The sequence below is a fragment of the Solwaraspora sp. WMMD792 genome (assembly GCF_029626105.1).
Classification (GTDB): Bacteria; Actinomycetota; Actinomycetes; order Mycobacteriales; family Micromonosporaceae; genus Micromonospora_E.
Genome location: NZ_JARUBH010000009.1, coordinates 3,133,721 through 3,150,846, shown reverse-complemented (window position 1 = coordinate 3,150,846; position 17,126 = coordinate 3,133,721). Strand labels below are relative to the sequence as shown.

The following is a 17,126-nucleotide window of genomic DNA, read 5'->3' as shown; positions in this document are numbered from 1 at the left end:
GGTCACGCTCCCTGGGCGGCGATGTCTGCGACGGCGGCGACGAGTCGGTCGACCTCGTCGGCGGTGTTGTAGAGGTAGAGGCTGGCTCGGACGTTGCCGGCGCGGCTGTCCTCCTCGTGCAGTTCGTTGAAGAAGTAGTTGAGCGCGCAGTGTTGTCCGGCGCGTACGGCGACGCCGTAGCTGTCGTTGAGGAGCTGTCCCACTTCGGTGAAGTCGCGGCCGGCGATGTTGAACGAGACGACGGCGACCCGGTCGGCGGGGTCCGGTGGTCCGTACAGTTCCACGCCGTCGATCCTGGACAGGCCGGTGCAGAGCTGGTGCATGAGTTGCCGCTCGTGGGCGGCGAGGTTGTCCAGGCCCAGGGCGGTGAGGTAGTCGATCGCGGCGGCCAGTCCGAGTGCCTCTGCGATCGGCGGGGTGCCTGCCTGCCACTTGTCGGGCAACGAGGTGAACGAACAATCCGACAGGACACAGCCGTCCAGGGTCGGTGCGGCGCAGGCCGTCGTGTCGATGGTGCCGCCGCCCAGGACGCCGGGGGTGAGTGAGACGGCGTACTGGCGGCGGATGTAGAGCACTCCGATGCCGGTCGGGCCGAGCATCTTGTGGCCGGAGAAGGCGAGGAAGTCGCAGTTGAGCTTGCTCACGTCCAGCGGCAGGTGCGGGGCGGACTGGGCGGCATCGATCAGGAACAGCACGCCGCGTTCGCGGCAGATCGCCCCGATCTCCTCCACCGGCAGCCGGTTGCCGAGGATGTTGGTGACGTGCGCCAGCGTGACGAGCTTGGTGCGATCGCTGAGCAGTCCTCGGAAGGTGTCGAGATCGAAGCTGCCGTCGCGGTCGGCGTTGTACCACCGCACGTTGACGCCCTGCTTGTTCGCGATCCGCATCCACGGGGCCATGTTCGACGTGTGCTCGAGGTTCGACAGCACGATCTCGTCGCCCGGTTCGAAGTCCAGAGTGGCGGCGACCAGGTTGATCGCCGTGGTGGTGTTGGAGGTGAGCACGATCTCCTCGGTCGAGGCGTTGAGGAACCGGGCGATCGTGGTCAACGCGTCGTCGAAGCGTTGCGAGGCGCGCATCGACAGGTCGTAGGAGCCGCGGTGCACGTTGGCGCGGTAGCTGGTGTAGTACTCGGTCATCGCGTCGATGACCGGTCGTGGCGTCAGGGATGACGCGACGCTGTCGAAGTAGGCCAACGAGCCCGACAGCGTCGGGAAGTCACCGCGGACCGTGGCGACGTCGAAGGTCGAGGCGAGCTGCTGCGGAGTGCCCATGCCGCCATCTTGGCACTCATGTTCCCTGCTTGCAACAGCGAGACTCGATTTCACTACGGCAGACCAATATCATCAACAAACACTGTTGTTAGCTGTCGGTCGGATCTGGTTGAATGGTCCCATGGCGCAGTCGCTGCAGGTCGCACCACTGGACTCCCCGTCGGAGACGGCGGAGCAGTGGGCTCCGGTGTTCAAGGCTTTGGGCGACCCGGTCCGGCTCGAGATCACCCTCCTCCTGGCGGCACGCCCCCGTACCGTCAAGGAGCTCCAGGAAGCCCTCGGGCATAACCAGGCCCTGGTCAGTCATCACCTCCGCACGTTGCGTGACCAGGGCGTCGTCACCTGCAACCCGCGCGGGCGCAGCAACGTCTACGAGATCCAGATTGACCCACTGGCCTGTCTCGCGCAGTGCCTGACCTCGATGGTCAGCCCCACTGACCCGGACTGCGCCTGTCCGCCGTCGGCCTCCTGACCGCGGAAATCCGACACTCAGTCATCGGTCCCGGTCACTACCCGAGTCTTGCTCGCGTGATGGTCCCGCCGTTAGCCTGGCGCTTGTTTCTATCATCAGCAGCTCCTGATGATGTCGGGATATGTCGTTAGGTGGCTGTGCGCACAGGGGGAGTACGAGCATGTCGGCCGACCGGATCACCCTGCCGCAAGTACCCGCCTCGTCCACCTGCGGCGGCGCTCCGCAGGACGAGAGCAAGGGCCTCATCGTCTACGTCCGTGACGAGGCCGAGAGTCGCGAGGTCACCGAGGTATTCGACCGACTCGACAATCCGCCGGACTGCTGCCGACTGCGCACCCGCCAGCTCACCGAAGGCGCGCCGGCCAATCACCCGCGAATCGTCAGCGACGTCGCGGCCCACACCGGCGGCTGGCCACTGCCGCTGACCGTGGTCGACGGCAACGCGGTGGTCGCCCGCCGGCTGCCGACATTCGACGAACTCGTCCGCTTCACCACCGGCAAGACCGTAGGACACGCACCGGACCTGCTCCCGAGCACGACCTGAGCGGAGGCGACGCGATGTCGCGTACGGTGCGGGGCGCCTGTCCACACGACTGCCCCGACCGCTGCGGCTGGGAGGTCACCGTCGACGGGACGGGCGTGGCGGTGTCGCTCCGGGGATCCAGCACCCACCCGCTGACCGCCGGGCGGTTGTGCGGGAAGCTGGCCGGCTACCTCGACGACCGCGTCTACCACCCCGACAGACTGACCCGGGCACTGCGCCGCGTCGGCCGCAAGGGGCAGGGACGCTTCATCGAGATCGGCCTCGACCAGGCTCTTGACGAGATCGCCGACCGGCTCCGCGAGACCGCCGACACCGACGGGCCCGCCGCCATCGTCCCGTTCAGCTACGAGGGCACCCAGGGGCTGCTGCAGTCCAAGTCGATGAGCGAACGGTTCTTCGCCCGGCTCGGTGCCACCGAAGTCCTGCACACCATCTGCGGAGCCACCGCAGGCGCTGGCGTCTCCGCAGTCAACGGCAGCACCAACGGCGTACTGCCCGAGGACGCCCGACACGCCCAACTGGTGTTGGTCTGGGGAGCCAACCCGGTCGTCACCAACCAGCACCTCTGGCCCGCGGTGCTTGCCGCCCGGGCGAACGGCGGACGGATCGTCGTCATCGATCCGGTCCGTACCCGGACGGCAGCCGCCGCCGACTGGCACGTACAGCCCCGCCCTGGAACCGACGCGGTTCTGGCTCTGGGCATCGCACACGTCATCGTCGGTGACGGGCACACCGACCGGGACTGGCTCGGTGCCCACGCCACCGGCCTCGACGAGCTCGTCGTGTGCCTCGAGCGATTCACCCCGGAACACGTCGCGGGAATCGTCGGCATCCCTGCCGCCGAGGTCGTCGACCTGGCCCGCGCCTACGCCGGGGCGAGACCCGCCCTCATCCGCCTCATGATCGGCATGGAGCACCATCCCGGTGGCGCTGCCGCCTACACGGCGATCGCCGGCCTTCCGGTACTCACCGGCGCTTGGGCACACCACGGCGGTGGCCTCTCCTTCCACACCGCCGCCCACTTCATGAGCGCACTCAACATGGCCGGACTGAAGATGCCGCACCTGGCGGCCGGCCCCCGGAGACGGATCAACATGGTGCGGCTCGGCCACCTGCTCACCGACCCGGACCAGGACCCACCTGTCCGCGCTCTGTTCGTGCACGGCAGCAATCCGGCAGTCACCGTGCCTTCGGCAGGTCTCGTCCAGGCCGGCCTCGGCCGCGAGGACCTGTTCACCGTCGTGCACGACCACGTGCTCACCGACACCGCCCGGTTCGCCGACATCGTGATTCCGGCTACCGCCCAGCCCGAACACCTCGACCTCATGTGGTCGTGGGGGCACACCGACCTCATGCTCAACACCCCCGCGCTCACCCCACCCGGCGACGCCATCAGCGTCACCGACCTGTTCCGCTCTCTCGCCGCCCGCATGGGCTTCACCGAACGCTGTTTTGGCGACACCGACGCTGACCTGATCACGACCGCTGTCGACAGCGACCATCCATGGCTGGCCGGCATCAACGAGGACGAACTGCGCGCCACCGGCTGGCAGCGGCTGGCCCTTCCGGTGCCGTACCTGCCATTCGCCGACGGTTTCCCGACTCCCGACCGCAAGGCCAGGCTTTCCCCGGTGGCGAGGGTCGCGGCTGATCTCGACGGCGGCCCCGCGCCCCATGGCTCTCCGACACGGCCACTGCAACTGCTGACCGTCAAGGCGCTGCATTCAATGAATTCGACGTACGCGGAGACTTCCCGCGCCACCAGAGGCGGCAGGTTCTGGCTGGACATCCACCCGGACGACGCTGCCCGGCGCGGTATCGGCGACAACAGCGTGGTGCGGGTGCACAACGACCGAGGAGAGATCCACCTCGTGGCTCGGGTCGGCCGGCGGGTGCGACCCGGGGTCGTCGCAACCGAGTTCGGCCGAGGGACAACGACCAGTGCCGGGCGCCCAGCAGGCCCGGCCAACCTGCTGACCGACGACACCCTCACGGACGCGGGAGGTGCGGCGTTCCACCACACCTTCGTCGAGGTCGACCTCGTGGGTTGACCACGGGGCCTCACGGCGAGGGCAGCAGGACGGGGCACTGACAGCTGCCGGGTCAGGCGGCGAAGCCGAGGACGACGGCGGCCACCAGTCCGGCACAGACGGGCGTGGCCGTCCAGGCGATCGCGAAGTCCCGGAGGGTCCTGCCGGAGATCCGGCTGAGTTGCCCGCCGGCGGAGCCGACGATTGCTCCGGTGGAGACCTGGGTGGTGGACATCGGCAGGGCGAGGACGGCGCCGGCTCCGACCAGGCAGGCAGTCGTCGCGTTGGCGGTGAAGCCTTCGGTGTGACTCATCCGGACGACCCTTTCGCCGAGGGTGCGGGCCACTCGGATGCCGAACAGCGAGCCAACCGCCATGGCGGTGGCGACCATCAGACTCACCGACGTGGCGGAGAATCCCGCTGGCAGCAGCGCAAATCCACCGACGGCGGCGATCTTCGGAGTGTCGTTGAGTCCTCGGGCGCATCCCGTTGCTCCACTGGAGACCCAGTGTAGGACCGTGATGAGCCTGGCCCGGTTCGGGTGGTCGCCAGCGCCGTCGGTGGACTGCCCGGCCTGCCGTTCCTTGGCCGACGTTCCTTTTCCGCCGATGGGTGACGCGCCCACGGTGACGATCTCGGGGTTGCCGGCGGCGCGGCGGCGTCGGATGAGCTGCACGCCGATGGCGAGTGCGGCTGAGATGCCGTACGCGACGACGATACTCAGCAGTAGCGGCAGCACGAATCGTTGCAGCACGCCGGACCACTGCACGCTGGTCGGTGCCAGTACGAGCCCGGCACCGACCAGCGCGCCGATGATCGCCTGCGTGGTGGACACCGGGAGCCTGGCGAGACTCGCGAACGCCACCCAGCTGGTGGCGCCGACGAGGACCGCGAGGGCGAAGGCCGCCGTTGGTGCTCCGTCGACGATTCCTTTGGAAAACAATTTCCCCATGCTTCGTCCGACTTCGATCGAGAGCAGGGCGCCGAAGAGCGTGGTGACAGCGCCCCAGGCAACGGCGGTCCGGTATGCGGTAACACCGGCTCCAGCCAGGGTGGAAACGCCTTTGGAGACATCGTTTGCGCCGTTGGCGGCGGCGAGGAAGAGCAGCGTGACAAGGATGGCAACCGTCATTTCCGCCCCCTGTGTTCGGCGCAGGTCTTTGCTCAAGTTTGTAGCGCGGTTCACCGTCTGTCAATAAACAATTCACCTTTCGTTTGTCTGTCGGGTTGGGGCACGCGACAGACCTGCGTGTATCGAAAAAATTGAAGACTGGCGGGTGTGGGATTCGGTGTAGGGGGCGGCCGGCGTCGTGTGGGCTGCGCGGCGAATGTTGGGTTCGTCCAGATCCGTCGCAAAAGGGCAGCACTGTGTCGTGGTGCTGGATGACAGGCGTACGGCTGGGGCCATCCGGAGTGCCAGACGGGCTGTGGCAGCGGTGGGGCGTTCGTCAGGCCGGCGAAAAAACCCGGCCGAGCCGGGTGAGGGTCTGTGGATAGACCCAGTAGTAGACCCAGGTGCCGCGTCGCTGTGAACCCACCAGGCCGGTCTCGCGGAGCACTTTCAGGTGGTGGGAAATGGTGGGCCCGGTGACCTCGAACTGCTTGGTCAGCTCACAGACACACACCTCACCGCCATCGCGAGAGGCGATCAACGAGAACAGCCGTAGCCTCACCGGGTCGCTGAGGGCCTTGAACACCTGCGCGTAATCCACCGCGTCGTCGGGGGCGATCGGCTCGGACAGCAGGGGAGACCAGCGGGAGATCGGGATCGGCGGAGCGGAACTCTGCTTGGCCACGCTCCATCGTCGCCTGTGACTGCAACAAACCGCAAGGGCAGGGAGTCTCCTGATTATCGAGCGCTGCGGGCCGAGACGGCGGCGAGGCATTGGGCCAGCTGGTCAACCGCTGTCGGTACGAGCCAGTAGTACACCCAGGTACCACGACGCTGGCAGTTGACCAGACCTGCCTCGCGCAACACCTTCAAGTGGTAGGAGACGGTGGGTCCGCTCAGGTCGGAGGCGCTGACGAGATCGCATACGCAAACCTGACCGCGGGTCGCCATCGTGGTGAGCATCCTTAGCCGGGCCGGGTCCCCGAGCGCCCTGCACATCGCGGCGATCACTTGGTGCCGAGGGCCGTCGAGATCACCGCCGACGAGGTGAGCCGGGTGGAATGCCTTGCGGGAGCGACGGCTCCGGCCATGCCGACCTCCACCGTGCGGATGGGTCTTCGACAGGAGACTCGCCTCGGTGGGCGTGTCGGCCGAATTCGATTCCGGCTCACCCGGTCGCGGCATGAGGAAGCTCCCGTCGTCGTTGGGCTCCACGGTCGATGACGGTTGCGACGCCGTGGACTTTGGACCGGGCACTGTTCGCCGGATCCGTGTCGCAAGAATCGGCTCGCTGGCGCGACAGGACATGCCGCGGGCAGGCGGGCGGGCCGCTTCTCGATGGAGTCGTGCGACGAGGAGCAGCTTTGATCAATGCGATGCAGAAAGATGATCGAGGCGGTAGGTTGGGGTCCTGGCCGCCAGTCTTCCCAACGTTAATCACTGCGGTCAACCGTGTGAGTGGCATGCGATGGTGTGCTTGTTTGTTCACATCGTGAAACATCCTTGCTGATCATTTTCGGCATATAGCGATCTCGGCGATAGCGGGGAAGTGCCAGCTGAAGCGGTGTGCGCCGATGCGCGTGACGCATGTCGATCTTAGATTGGGTGGGTGGATCGTCCTTGACATGGGTGAGGGCTGGTTAGACGATGATGAAAGTCGACGGGTGGCTTGTCAGCTCTGCGGCCACCCCTCGGCTGCGCCTATTCCGGCGGCATTCGGATACCCCGATCTTGTACATCTATCATCCGCCAGGAGGTATCGGTATGGCCTTCAACGTCTCCACGGTTCAAAACGATCTTCGCCTGTTCACCGAAGCCGGTCTGCTCGCCGCACAAGAGGCCGAGCAGGTCCTCGAGGTGATCAGCGATGCCTTCCCATTCGCTCAGGCGATGGACAATGCCGAGTCAATTCATGTGCACGTCAACGCAGACGACGTGGCGAACCTGCCGGTGGGACAGCGGCTGGCGGACGCATGCCAGGAGACCTCCAACTCCGCCCAGGAGCGGAAGTTCTCCTTCCCTAGCGGCCTCAACGTCATCTTCGCCTCCGAGCCGACTGCCCAGGACGAGTTCATCCCCGGCGCGGCCCCACCGGTGAAGCCATACGTCGACCATCTCGGGGTGGACCTGCGCGAGGAGAACGCGGCGACGCAACGGATCTTCGATGCGATCCCGGACGCCGCGAGCAGTGCCGGATGGCGGCACGTCTACCAGGCCGGACCGGTGCGCTGCTGCCACACGATGATGGGGCCGAAGCACTGGGTCTACCCGCCGGAAGGGGCGCAGGGATCTCGTCGGCCGATCGAGTTCGCGTTCGGGGACCTGCACTCGTCCGACGAGTACCTGGGCTGCGACTACCGGCCGATCGACCCGGCACACCCGCTCGCCGCCAAGGCGGGTGAGTTGCTTGCGGACTGTGGACCGTCTGCGGCGCCGGCCGTGACCGCCGTCGCGACCCGGCCGGTGTCGACTCCGGTGAAGATCTACGTCTTCGAGGAGTGCTCCTGCAACACCACACCGTCGCAGCCGCTTCTCGACGTGTTGCAGGAGCGGTACCCCTCGGCCGACATCAAGGCGTTCGACATGGCCAAGCCGACCGGGATGGTTCCCCTGCCGCCGGCGTTGTTCCTGGCCTTGCAGACCGAGGGCTCGCGGTGCCTGCCCGCGCTGGTGGTCGACGGAAAGGTCCGGACACAGGGCTGGCTGCCTACGCCGGACGCCGCAGCGGAGCTCATCGACGACCCCGACCATGCGTCGGCGCCGCTGCGCCGCCCGGCGAGCGCCGCTGACGCCTGCTGCACCACCGACGCCTGCTGCTGACCACCCTCGCCCGATCGCCAGCCGCAGCCACCACGTCCGCCCGTCGAATTCGAATCAGCATCACTCGACGTCATAGGAGACAGGAACAGCCCATGAAGATCGAAGTGTTCGTCAGCAGCGACGACGACCAACTCACCGCTCAGCAGACGTTGGACGCGGTACCCGACGTTCCCGACACCGTTACACTCGTCGCCACGAACCTGTACGGCTCGACCCTCGACGGGGTTCCGGCGGTCGTCCTGCAGGTAATGCGGATCAAGCGGTCGGGCACCATGCCGCTCACCGTCGTCGACGGCAAGCCGGTGCTCTCCGGTGAGCTGCCGACCGTCGATCAACTGACCGGGTACATCACTGACGGCGTCGAGGCTGCGGCCGGCCTCGTCGATCGCGCCGACTCGGCGGTCGAGTTCGCCACCGCCAGCCGGATGCACATCAGCATGTTCGTCAACAACCTCGAGGAGAGCGTCAAGTTCTACCAGGTCTTCTTCGGCCAACCGCCGACGAAGCACCTCGCCGACTACGCCAAGTTCGAGGTCGCGGAGCCACCCCTGGTGATTTCGTTCAACCCGGACCGCAAACCCGCCTCCGGGGGCGCCGTCAACCACCTCGGTGTGCAGGTCAAGAGCACCGACATCGTGATGGCGATGAAGGAGCGGTTCGCTGCCGCCGGGTTCCTCACCGACGAGGAGGTCGCCACCCCCTGCTGCTACGCGGTGCAGACCAAAGTGTGGGTAGGCGACCCCGACGGGAACCGTTGGGAGGTCTACGTCGTCACCGAGGCCGACGCCGACGAGGGCTGTGGACCGGACTGCGCCTGCTACGCCGAGATCGCGCCCAGTCGGGTGAGCGTCGGCGTGTCGTCGAAGATGCCGGTTTCGGCGTGAGCCCCCGACCAGGCGAACAGGGAATGCCGATGACCAGCACCACGCCGCACACCGCGGACACGATCCAGGAGACGATCCGGAAACGGTACGGCGGCCGCGCCGCCGCTGCGGTGGACCTGGGTGCCAGCGCTGCGGCCTCCTGCTGCGGCACCGACTCCAGCTGCTGTGGAGACACCCCGACCGTCGGCGTCAATGAGTTCTCCGCCGACATCTACGCCCTCGACGAGATGGACGAGGTGCCGCTGCGCGCGGCGCTGGCCCGTCTCGGCTGCGCGAATCCGACCGCCGTCGCGGCGCTGCGCCCCGGCGACGTCGTACTCGACCTCGGCTCCGGCGGCGGCCTCGATGCGATCCTCGCTGCCCGGCGGGTCGGCGAGGCCGGCCAGGTGTACGGCATCGACATGACAGACGAGATGCTCGGACTTGCCTGGCAGAACGCCGCCGCTGCCGGAGTCGGCAACGTGTCGTTCCTCAAGGGCGACATCGCCAACCTGCCGATGCCCGACGCCAGCGTCGACGTGGTCATCTCCAACTGCGTGATCAACCTTGCGGTCGACAAGCGGAAGGTCGTCGCCGAGACCTGGCGGGTGCTGCGACCCGGCGGGCGGCTCGCTGTCGCCGACGTCGTGATCCAGGGTGGTCTGCCGGCCGGGTCCCCGTTCGCCGACGCGCTGCGCGCCGACCTGTACGCGTGGGGCAGCTGCGTCGGCGGCGCGCTCAGTGACGACGAGTATCTGCGGCTGCTGCGTGACCAGGGCTTCACCGAAGCGCGGATCGACATCCTGCGCCAGCACGACGCCACCGATCTGTTCCCGAGCGGGCTACCAGAGTACGCGGCGCTGGAACCCACACCGGTCGTCGAGCAGATCCTGGCCCGATTCGCGAGCGCGATCGTCCGTGCCGAAAAGTCCTGACCACGCCTGCAACCGGGAGAGCCGATGAGTACCAAGTTCGTTGTGCTGAGTGGGTTTCTCGGCGCGGGCAAGACGACCACGATGACCGTGGCGGCCGATCAGCTGCGGGCCGCCGGCCAACGGGTCGCCGTGATCACCAACGACCAGGGCGTCGACCTGGTCGACACCGCCTTCGCCGCCAACGGGTCGGCCGACGTCGGTGAGGTCACAGGCGGCTGCTTCTGCTGCCGGTTCGAGGATCTGCTTGCCGTCATGTCGCAGCTGATTCACCGCACCAGCCCCGACGTCATCATCGCCGAATCCGTCGGCAGCTGCACCGACCTGACCGCCACCGTCGTCCGCCCGTTGACCGCACTGCACGGCGACGAGTTCGTCACCGCCCCGATGACCACCGTCGTCGATCCGATCCGCTACCTGCGCATGCTGCCCGACCTGGACCGAGGAGACGACGGCACTGACATCGCGTACCTGTATCGGAAGCAACTCGAGGACGCCGCCGTGATCGGCGTCAACAAGGCCGATCTACTGGCAGCCGACGAGATCCAGCTGGTCGTCGAGTCGCTCACGCGCCGGTTCCCGCGTGCGGAAGTGGTCACCTACTCGGCCGCCACCGGCCATCTCACCCGGTTGCTCGACGCGTGGGCCGGACGGCATACCGCCGACGACGGGAACCTCGACCTCGACTACCAGCGGTACGGAACAGCCGAGGCCCGGCTCGCCTGGCTCGACCGGACCCTTGACCTGCAGGCGGTGCGCGGTCCGTTCGATCCGGCCGCATGGGCCCGGACGTTTCTGACGGCGATGGCCCGCGCGAGCCGAGACAAGGCACACCTGATCGGCCATGTGAAGCTGATGTTCCAGGACACCGCCTCCGGCCTGTTGACGAAAGCCAGCCTCATCGACAGCAGTCAGTCCGGCGTCGTCGACCTCGCGGGTGCCACGACCAGCAGCGGAGGGCGGCTGGTCCTCAACGCCCGGGTCGCCTGCGAACCGGAACAGCTCGAACGCCTCGCCGACGCCTCGACGGCTGTGGCGGACCAGGACCAGGACGTACGGTCCACCCCGGCCGGTCAGCGCTCGTTCAAGCCGGGGCAGCCGCGTCCGACGCACCGCATGCTCGCCGGTGACACCACCGGCCAGTGGCACCATCTGCCCCCTGCGCCGTTGTCGTCGTCGACCCGTCACGGGTCCGGGAAAGGTCGGGTAGCACCGTGAGTATCGACCGTGCCGTCCAGCAGCGATACAGCGCCGCCGCAGAGGTCGTAGAGCCGGGTCTGTGCTGCCCGGTCGACTACGACCCCCAGTACCTCAAGGCCATTCCGGCCGACGTGCTGGAGAAGGACTACGGATGCGGCGACCCGGTCAGCTATCTACAACCAGGAGAACGCGCCCTGGACCTCGGCAGCGGGGCCGGCAAGGTCTGTTTCATCGCCGCGCAGATCGTCGGCCCCTCCGGTGCCGTCATCGGCGTCGACCTCAATGACGACATGCTCGCCGTGGCCCGGCGAGCGCAGCCCGAGGTGACCCGGCGACTCGGATACGGCAACGTCACCTTTGCCAAAGCCCGGATCGAGGACCTTGCGCTCGACCTCGAGTTCCTCGACCGCCACCTGGACCGCCACCCGGTCCGCTCCCACGACGATCTCGTCCGACTCGACGAGCTGGCCGGCCGGCTGCGCCGCGACTCGCCGCTTGTCCCCGACGGCAGTATCGACGTCGTCATCTCCAACTGCGTACTCAACCTGGTGGCGCCACAGCGCAAGCAGGACATGTTCGCTGAGATCGCCCGCGTACTGCGGCCGGGTGGCCGGGCGGTGATCAGCGACATCGTCAGCGACATCGACGTGCCGACCGCAATGCGAGCCGATCCGCAGCTATGGTCGGGCTGCTACAGCGGCGCACTGCAGGAGGAGCGCTTCCTCGACGGGTTCAACCAGGCCGGACTGACCGGACTGACGATTCTCAAACGCGAGACCCGTCCCTGGGAAACGGTCGGCGAGGTCGAGTTTCGCAGTGTCACCGTCGCTGCTTACAAGCCGCCGAGCCGCGAGAACGCATTGACAGGACACGCCGTCGTCTACCGGGGTCCGTTCGCCGCCGTTACGATCGATTCCGGCCTGCAGATGATCCGAGGCCGAGTCGTACCGATCGATGCGGAGGACCTCCGGTCGATTCTCGCCGGCCCGTTCGCGGAGCACACCTTCATCCTGGAAGCCGAGCCGGTCGATTCGACGTCGTCGCCATCGGAAGCTGCGCTGCCAACAGGTACGGCTCCGGGGGCCGGTCCCAGCGCCGCCGCTGGGCGAACCCGGTACCGGCCCGTTTCCGAACCGGCCAGTTGCGCCCAGCCAGGTGGTGGGTGTGGCTGCTGACCGGCGCGCGGTGTCAGATAGGGCGACCTCCGACATCAGCTGCCGATCGGTCCGCATGCCTCGATGCGGGTCGCCTCGCACGCGTCCCAGATGATTTGGTAATAGGAGTGCTCCACTGGCAGGTAGCCGTAGTCACGGTTGGAGCTGACCAGACAGGCGTCGCCCGTGCACCAGCCGCGTCCCTCCAGATACTCCGAATTGATCTTCAGCGTGGCGGTGCGGATCTTGGCTCGTAGGTCGTCGGGCAGCGCGGATCGGGTGACCACCGGCGAGTGTGGTGCCCGGACCTGCCAGAACGACTTCAGCTCGCCCTCGGTGACGTCACCGGTCCGGATGGCGTTTTCCAGTTGAGCGTCTGCGACCAGCCCGATTTCGCAGTCACCCCGTTTGACCGCGCGCGGGATGGTGTTGCCAGCTGGTACGACGAGGCGTTTGAAGTCCCGGTCAGGGGCGAGGCCGGCCTTGGAGAACTCGAACAGCGGCAGCAGCGTGGAGGTCGACGCCGGGTCCGGGAAGCAGACGGTCCTGCCACGGAAGTCCTCCACCGACGACAGCGTGCTCGATGCTCTGGTCACCCCGAGGACGACGTAGCCCGGTTGGTCGCCCTTGCGGTGCTGCAGCAGCCCGGTCGGCTCGATCTCTGCCCCGTTCTGCACAGCGAGGGCGTAGGAGAACGCACCGAGCTGCGCCATGTCGACGCTGCCGGCGATGAGGGCCTCGATGACTCCCGCGTAGTCGGCGGCCTGGAACGTCTCGACCTCGATGCCGACCTCCTCGGACAGGGCCCTGATGAACAGTCCGTAGTGGTCCTTGAAAGTGCTCGCTTCACCGGCCGGTACGGCCGCGAACACGATCTTGTCCGGCCAGCCCGTCTGCGATCGGCCACCACCGTCACCGTCGCCGGCGCCGCAGCCGCTGGTGGCGGCCCCCAGCACAAGGGCGATCGCAGCCGTCGCGATCCGCCGATTCTGTTTCATGATGAGCTCTCCTCGTTGATGCTCTAGGGGACCAGCCGTTGTGGGGTGGGGGAGAGGTCGGCGAGGTCGTCGTCCGGCTCGTCGCCGTCCGGAGCCTCCAACGTGACGGGCACGCCGTCACGTTGGTAGACCTGCATCAGCTGCTGTCGGGTCAGGTCCCCGGTCGGCCGGTCCAGCACGGTGCTGCCTGCGCACAGGCCGATGACCCGGTGTGCCCAACCGAGTGCCATGTCGACCTGGTGCAGGCTGCAGATGACGGTGAGGTGTTCCTCGACGCAGATGCGGCGTAGGACGTCCATCACCTGGCCGGACGACTCCGGGTCGAGGGAGGCGACAGGTTCGTCGGCAAGCAGCAGTTGCGGTCGCTGCATGAGGCTCCTCGCAATCGCGACCCGCTGCTGTTCCCCACCGGAGAGGGTGTCGGCGCGTTGGAATGCCTTGTGGCCGAGACCGACCCGGTCGAGGTGGTCGAGGGCGGTACGGCGTAGCGCCTTGGAGTAGGTCGACACGCCGAGCCGCGGGCCGCGCAGTCCGCCGAGTGCCCCGGACAGGACATTCTCCATGCAGCTGAGCCGGCCGACCAGGTTGAACTGCTGAAAGATGAAGCCGACCTGGCAGCGCAGGTGACGGATCGCGCGGGCGCGGGCGCGCACCACATCGACGCCGAGCACCTCGACCGTGCCGTCGCTGGGTGTGTGCAGTCCGTTGAGCAGCCGGAGCAGGGTCGACTTTCCCGATCCGGACAGGCCGATGACGGCGAGGAACTGCCCGCTGGGCAGGTCGAAGGAGACGTCGTCGAGGGCGGTGTGGTCGCCGAATCGCTTCGTAAGGTGGGCGACGCGGACAGCCGGCGCCGGCTGGCGGTCAGGCGATGCAGCTGTCGGCCGTTTCACAGAATCCTCTTTCTGATCATGTCGGAGAAGCGCTCGACGATGAAAACGGTGCCGAAAATGACGATCAGCACTGCGGCGGTGGTGCGGAACTGCAGCGTGTGCACGGACTGGTAGGTGATGAACCCGATACCGCCGGCACCGACGATCCCGACGATCGTCGACGATCGGATCGTGCTGTCCAGGGTGAACAGCGTCGTGGCCACGAAGGACGGCGCGACCTGTGGCACGACGCCGGCAGCCGCCTGCTGGAGCCGGGTCGCACCGACCGACCGGAGCGCGGCCCGCGGCCCCGGGTCGAGATGCTCGATCGCATCGGCCATCAGCTTCGCGGTCAGACCGATCGATCCCAGGCCGAGCGCGATCACGCCGGCGAACGGTCCGAGGCCGAACGCGGAGACGAAGATCAGTGCGAGGACCAGCGGCGGCAGACCTCGGGACAGGACGATGACCAGGCGGGCAGCGTGATAGACGGCGGGATGTGGCGCAACGGTACGGGCGGCGAGGAACGCGATCGGCAGACTCAGTGCCGTCGCCAACGCGGTGGCGCATACGGCGATGGTGAGCGTCTCCACGATCGCTGGTCCCAGGTCTTCCCGGACGGAGGCGAAGTCCGGAGGCAGGAACGTTCCGACGCTCGCGACGAGCTCGGGAATGGCCCGTAGCAGCGCGCCGGGACTGATGCCGAGGCCTGCGAAGCTGACCATGGCCAGCCCGGCGGCCGTCACCACGGCGATCTGTCGGGCCAGCCGGTCCCTGGTCCACGGCGGACTGAGCCGTGGACCCCTGGCAGTGGCCGGCCGGGCCTGGCTAGGCCGGCGGGGGCGAGGTCGTGCCCGGGCGGGCTGTTCGTGGGCGAGGATGCTGGCCCGGATCGCGGCCGAGATCCGTTCGACGATCACGACCAGGGCGATGATGATCAGTGCGAGGCCGAGGCCGCGCTGGTACTGGAGGGTGCGCAAGGTGTTGTAGAGCTCGAAGCCGATGCCGCCGGCGCCTACGAACCCGAGGACGGCGGAGGCGGCCACGTTCATGTCCAGCCGGTACAGAGTGGTGGAGACGAACGACGGCAGCACCTGCGGGATGATCCCGGTCATGATCGCCTGCAGGCGGGTCGCCCCAACCGTCGCCACGGCCTGGTGGATTTCGTCGTCGACTTCCTCGATGGCGTCGGCAAACAGCTTCCCGATCATGCCGGTGGAATAGATCGCGACGGCGAGCACACCCGGCAGCACACCGACGCCGAGGACTCGGACGAAGATCAGGGCGTACACCAGGTCGGGGATCGACCGGGCGCCGAGGATGATCGCCCGTGCGACGGCTCGCACGGCGGGGGACGGGGCCGTGTTGGCGGCGGCGAGAAACGACAGGGGCAGGGACAGCAGCAGCGCCAGGGCAGTGCCGGCGACCGCCATCATCAGCGTGTCGAGGATGGGGCCGACGACGCGGGACGGCTGCGGTATCTCGACCGGCAGCATCCGGCCGAGCAGGTTGCCCAGGTCTGCCCAGCCGTCGACGAGCCGTTGCGGATCGACACCCACCTCACGGGCACTGACCACTATCGCGAGAACGGCACCGATGGCCGCCGCGATGCCCACGATGCGGTTGCGGCTCCACGGCGGCCGCAGCGCGCGCTCGTCGATCGCCGCATCTGTCGACGTCGTCCCCGCACGACCGGTGGCGGCGCGGTCCGGGCGTTCGGTGCGGTCCGTCGGGCTGGTCATCGAACGGACCGCTAGCTGCCGATTGGGCCGCAGGCATCGATCCGGGTGGCTTCACAAGCATCCCAGATCACCTGGTAGTAGGTGCCGTCGATCGGGATGTAGCCGTAGTCGCCGCTGGCGCTGATCAGGCAGGCGTCACCACCGGAGCAGAAGCCCTGCTGCTCCAGGTACTCGGCGTTGATGCGGTTGGTGGCCTCCCGGATCCTGTCCCGCAGGTCCTGCGGGAGCTCGCTGCGGGTCGCCAGCGGGGAACCAGGCGCCCGAACCTCCCAGACGACCTCGAGGTCGTCCGGCCCGACATCGCCCTGCCGGATGGCGGATTCGAGTTGGGCCTGAGAGGCGAGGCCGACTTGGCAGTCGCCGCGTTTGACGGTGCGGGGGATGGTCGCGCCGGCCGGTACGGTGAGCCGACGGAAGTCCTTGTCGACGGTCATGCCCGCCTTGTGGAACTCGAACAGCGGGATGAGGGTCGTGGTGGAGGCCGGGTCGGGAAAGCAGACGGTCTTGCCGCGGAAGTCGGGGAAGCCGCTGATGGCGCTCGACGACGGCACCATGCCGTAGATAACGTAGCCGGCCTGGTCGCCCTTGGCGTGGATACGGACACCGGACGGCTCGATTCGCGCCCCGTTCTGCACGGCGAGGGCGTAGGAGAACGCGCCGAGCTGCGCGACGTCGACGGTGCCGGCGATCATGCCCTCGATGACCCCGGCGTAGTCCGCAGCCTGGAAGGTCTCGATCTTGATGCCGACGTCCCGGGACAGCGCGTCGACGAAGGGTCCGTAGTCGTCGTCGAACGTGCGGGCCTCACCACTCGGCGTCGCCGCGAAGACGATCTTCTCCGGCCAGCCGTTCGTATCCGTGCCCGTCTCATCGGAGTCGCCGCCGCAGCCGGTTGCGGCGAGAGCCGTCACGGTTACGGCGGCCAGCAACCGCCGTCTCCTGGTGGTCCATGTAGGCACTGTGGAATCTCCCTTGTCGTGGCGATGCCGGGTGGTGGCCGGGTAGCGCTGCTGCGATAGATCGCTTCTGCGGTGGTGGGCAACGGTGACGGCCGATCCGGCCCGCGAAAGCCGGACCGATCGGACCCAGCGACCAGGTGGCACCTTCGGACGTG

Annotated in this window: 16 protein-coding genes; 8 read left to right on the top strand and 8 right to left on the bottom strand. The window is 67.6% G+C overall.

Annotation, left to right across the window (positions count from 1 at the left end; translation table 11 throughout):
• Nucleotides 1-2: 2 nt before the first annotated feature.
• Entirely contained in the window at nt 3-1,274 is a 1,272-nt protein-coding gene (locus O7629_RS15255) for a cysteine desulfurase (protein WP_278169929.1), read from the bottom strand.
• A 121-nt stretch (nt 1,275-1,395) separates the two neighbouring features.
• On the opposite strand from O7629_RS15255, the gene O7629_RS15250 reads away from it, so the two are divergent.
• The 3 genes from O7629_RS15250 (at nt 1,396) to O7629_RS15240 (ending at nt 4,341) form a co-directional block, all read left to right on the top strand.
• The gene (locus O7629_RS15250) at nt 1,396-1,746 is read left to right on the top strand and encodes a metalloregulator ArsR/SmtB family transcription factor (RefSeq protein WP_278169928.1); all 351 of its coding nucleotides are present in this window, start codon (nt 1,396-1,398) and stop codon (nt 1,744-1,746) included.
• A gap of 160 nt (nt 1,747-1,906) precedes the next feature.
• Complete coding sequence (locus tag O7629_RS15245; RefSeq protein ID WP_278169926.1) at nt 1,907-2,290, top strand: hypothetical protein; 384 nt, start codon at nt 1,907-1,909, stop codon at nt 2,288-2,290.
• Between the two features lie 14 nt (nt 2,291-2,304).
• Complete coding sequence (locus O7629_RS15240; protein WP_278169925.1) at nt 2,305-4,341, top strand: molybdopterin-dependent oxidoreductase; 2,037 nt, start codon at nt 2,305-2,307, stop codon at nt 4,339-4,341.
• A 52-nt stretch (nt 4,342-4,393) separates the two neighbouring features.
• On the opposite strand, the gene O7629_RS15235 is transcribed toward O7629_RS15240, so the two are convergent.
• The 3 genes from O7629_RS15235 to O7629_RS15225 all read right to left on the bottom strand — a co-directional run bounded on the left by O7629_RS15235 (nt 4,394) and on the right by O7629_RS15225 (nt 6,430).
• On the bottom strand, nt 4,394-5,452 hold the full coding sequence (locus O7629_RS15235; RefSeq protein ID WP_278169924.1) for an inorganic phosphate transporter: 1,059 nt from the start codon (nt 5,450-5,452) through the stop codon (nt 4,394-4,396).
• A 316-nt stretch (nt 5,453-5,768) separates the two neighbouring features.
• Complete coding sequence (locus O7629_RS15230; RefSeq protein ID WP_278174543.1) at nt 5,769-6,065, bottom strand: metalloregulator ArsR/SmtB family transcription factor; 297 nt, start codon at nt 6,063-6,065, stop codon at nt 5,769-5,771.
• A gap of 104 nt (nt 6,066-6,169) precedes the next feature.
• Entirely contained in the window at nt 6,170-6,430 is a 261-nt protein-coding gene (locus tag O7629_RS15225; protein ID WP_278174542.1) for a metalloregulator ArsR/SmtB family transcription factor, read from the bottom strand.
• Between the two features lie 765 nt (nt 6,431-7,195).
• Here O7629_RS15225 and O7629_RS15220 point away from each other — a divergent pair.
• The 5 genes from O7629_RS15220 (at nt 7,196) to O7629_RS15200 (ending at nt 12,421) form a co-directional block, all read left to right on the top strand.
• Nucleotides 7,196-8,251, top strand: coding sequence for an arsenic metallochaperone ArsD family protein (locus O7629_RS15220; protein ID WP_278169923.1), 1,056 nt, complete (start codon nt 7,196-7,198; stop codon nt 8,249-8,251).
• A gap of 92 nt (nt 8,252-8,343) precedes the next feature.
• Nucleotides 8,344-9,135 carry an ArsI/CadI family heavy metal resistance metalloenzyme gene (locus O7629_RS15215; protein WP_278169922.1) on the top strand — a complete coding sequence of 264 codons (792 nt, stop codon included), beginning with the start codon at nt 8,344-8,346 and terminating at the stop codon, nt 9,133-9,135.
• 29 nt (nt 9,136-9,164) lie between these two features.
• Complete coding sequence (gene arsM, locus O7629_RS15210) at nt 9,165-10,049, top strand: arsenite methyltransferase (protein ID WP_278169921.1); 885 nt, start codon at nt 9,165-9,167, stop codon at nt 10,047-10,049.
• Between the two features lie 24 nt (nt 10,050-10,073).
• Nucleotides 10,074-11,264, top strand: coding sequence for a GTP-binding protein (locus O7629_RS15205; protein WP_278169920.1), 1,191 nt, complete (start codon nt 10,074-10,076; stop codon nt 11,262-11,264).
• Nucleotides 11,261-12,421, top strand: coding sequence for a methyltransferase domain-containing protein (locus O7629_RS15200; protein ID WP_278169918.1), 1,161 nt, complete (start codon nt 11,261-11,263; stop codon nt 12,419-12,421). The genes O7629_RS15205 and O7629_RS15200 overlap by 4 nt, the downstream gene beginning before the upstream one ends.
• Before the next feature lie 35 nt (nt 12,422-12,456).
• Here O7629_RS15200 and phnD (O7629_RS15195) read toward each other — a convergent pair whose 3' ends face one another.
• Genes phnD (O7629_RS15195) through phnD (O7629_RS15180) form a run of 4 tightly spaced genes read right to left on the bottom strand, consistent with a single transcriptional unit; the run spans nt 12,457 to nt 16,941 of the window.
• Nucleotides 12,457-13,398 carry a phosphate/phosphite/phosphonate ABC transporter substrate-binding protein gene (gene phnD, locus O7629_RS15195; protein WP_278169917.1) on the bottom strand — a complete coding sequence of 314 codons (942 nt, stop codon included), beginning with the start codon at nt 13,396-13,398 and terminating at the stop codon, nt 12,457-12,459.
• Nucleotides 13,399-13,421: 23 nt separating this feature from the next.
• The gene (gene phnC, locus O7629_RS15190; protein ID WP_278169915.1) at nt 13,422-14,291 is read right to left on the bottom strand and encodes a phosphonate ABC transporter ATP-binding protein; all 870 of its coding nucleotides are present in this window, start codon (nt 14,289-14,291) and stop codon (nt 13,422-13,424) included.
• The gene (phnE, locus tag O7629_RS15185) at nt 14,288-16,012 is read right to left on the bottom strand and encodes a phosphonate ABC transporter, permease protein PhnE (protein WP_278169914.1); all 1,725 of its coding nucleotides are present in this window, start codon (nt 16,010-16,012) and stop codon (nt 14,288-14,290) included. Before phnE ends, phnC begins: the two co-directional genes overlap by 4 nt.
• 11 nt (nt 16,013-16,023) lie before the next feature.
• Nucleotides 16,024-16,941 carry a phosphate/phosphite/phosphonate ABC transporter substrate-binding protein gene (phnD, locus tag O7629_RS15180; RefSeq protein ID WP_278169912.1) on the bottom strand — a complete coding sequence of 306 codons (918 nt, stop codon included), beginning with the start codon at nt 16,939-16,941 and terminating at the stop codon, nt 16,024-16,026.
• Nucleotides 16,942-17,126: the final 185 nt, after the last annotated feature.

Coding starts and splice junctions, on each gene's coding strand:
- O7629_RS15205 (WP_278169920.1), top strand. CDS start 10,074: ATGAGTACCAAGTTCGTTGTGCTGAGTGGGTTTCTCGGCGCGGGCAAG.
- O7629_RS15225 (WP_278174542.1), bottom strand. CDS start 6,430: ATGTGCAGGGCGCTCGGGGACCCGGCCCGGCTAAGGATGCTCACCACG.
- O7629_RS15250 (WP_278169928.1), top strand. CDS start 1,396: ATGGCGCAGTCGCTGCAGGTCGCACCACTGGACTCCCCGTCGGAGACG.
- phnD (WP_278169917.1), bottom strand. CDS start 13,398: ATGAAACAGAATCGGCGGATCGCGACGGCTGCGATCGCCCTTGTGCTG.
- O7629_RS15240 (WP_278169925.1), top strand. CDS start 2,305: ATGTCGCGTACGGTGCGGGGCGCCTGTCCACACGACTGCCCCGACCGC.
- phnE (WP_278169914.1), bottom strand. CDS start 16,012: ATGACCAGCCCGACGGACCGCACCGAACGCCCGGACCGCGCCGCCACC.
- O7629_RS15245 (WP_278169926.1), top strand. CDS start 1,907: ATGTCGGCCGACCGGATCACCCTGCCGCAAGTACCCGCCTCGTCCACC.
- arsM (WP_278169921.1), top strand. CDS start 9,165: ATGACCAGCACCACGCCGCACACCGCGGACACGATCCAGGAGACGATC.
- O7629_RS15220 (WP_278169923.1), top strand. CDS start 7,196: ATGGCCTTCAACGTCTCCACGGTTCAAAACGATCTTCGCCTGTTCACC.
- O7629_RS15255 (WP_278169929.1), bottom strand. CDS start 1,274: ATGGGCACTCCGCAGCAGCTCGCCTCGACCTTCGACGTCGCCACGGTC.
- O7629_RS15215 (WP_278169922.1), top strand. CDS start 8,344: ATGAAGATCGAAGTGTTCGTCAGCAGCGACGACGACCAACTCACCGCT.
- O7629_RS15235 (WP_278169924.1), bottom strand. CDS start 5,452: ATGACGGTTGCCATCCTTGTCACGCTGCTCTTCCTCGCCGCCGCCAAC.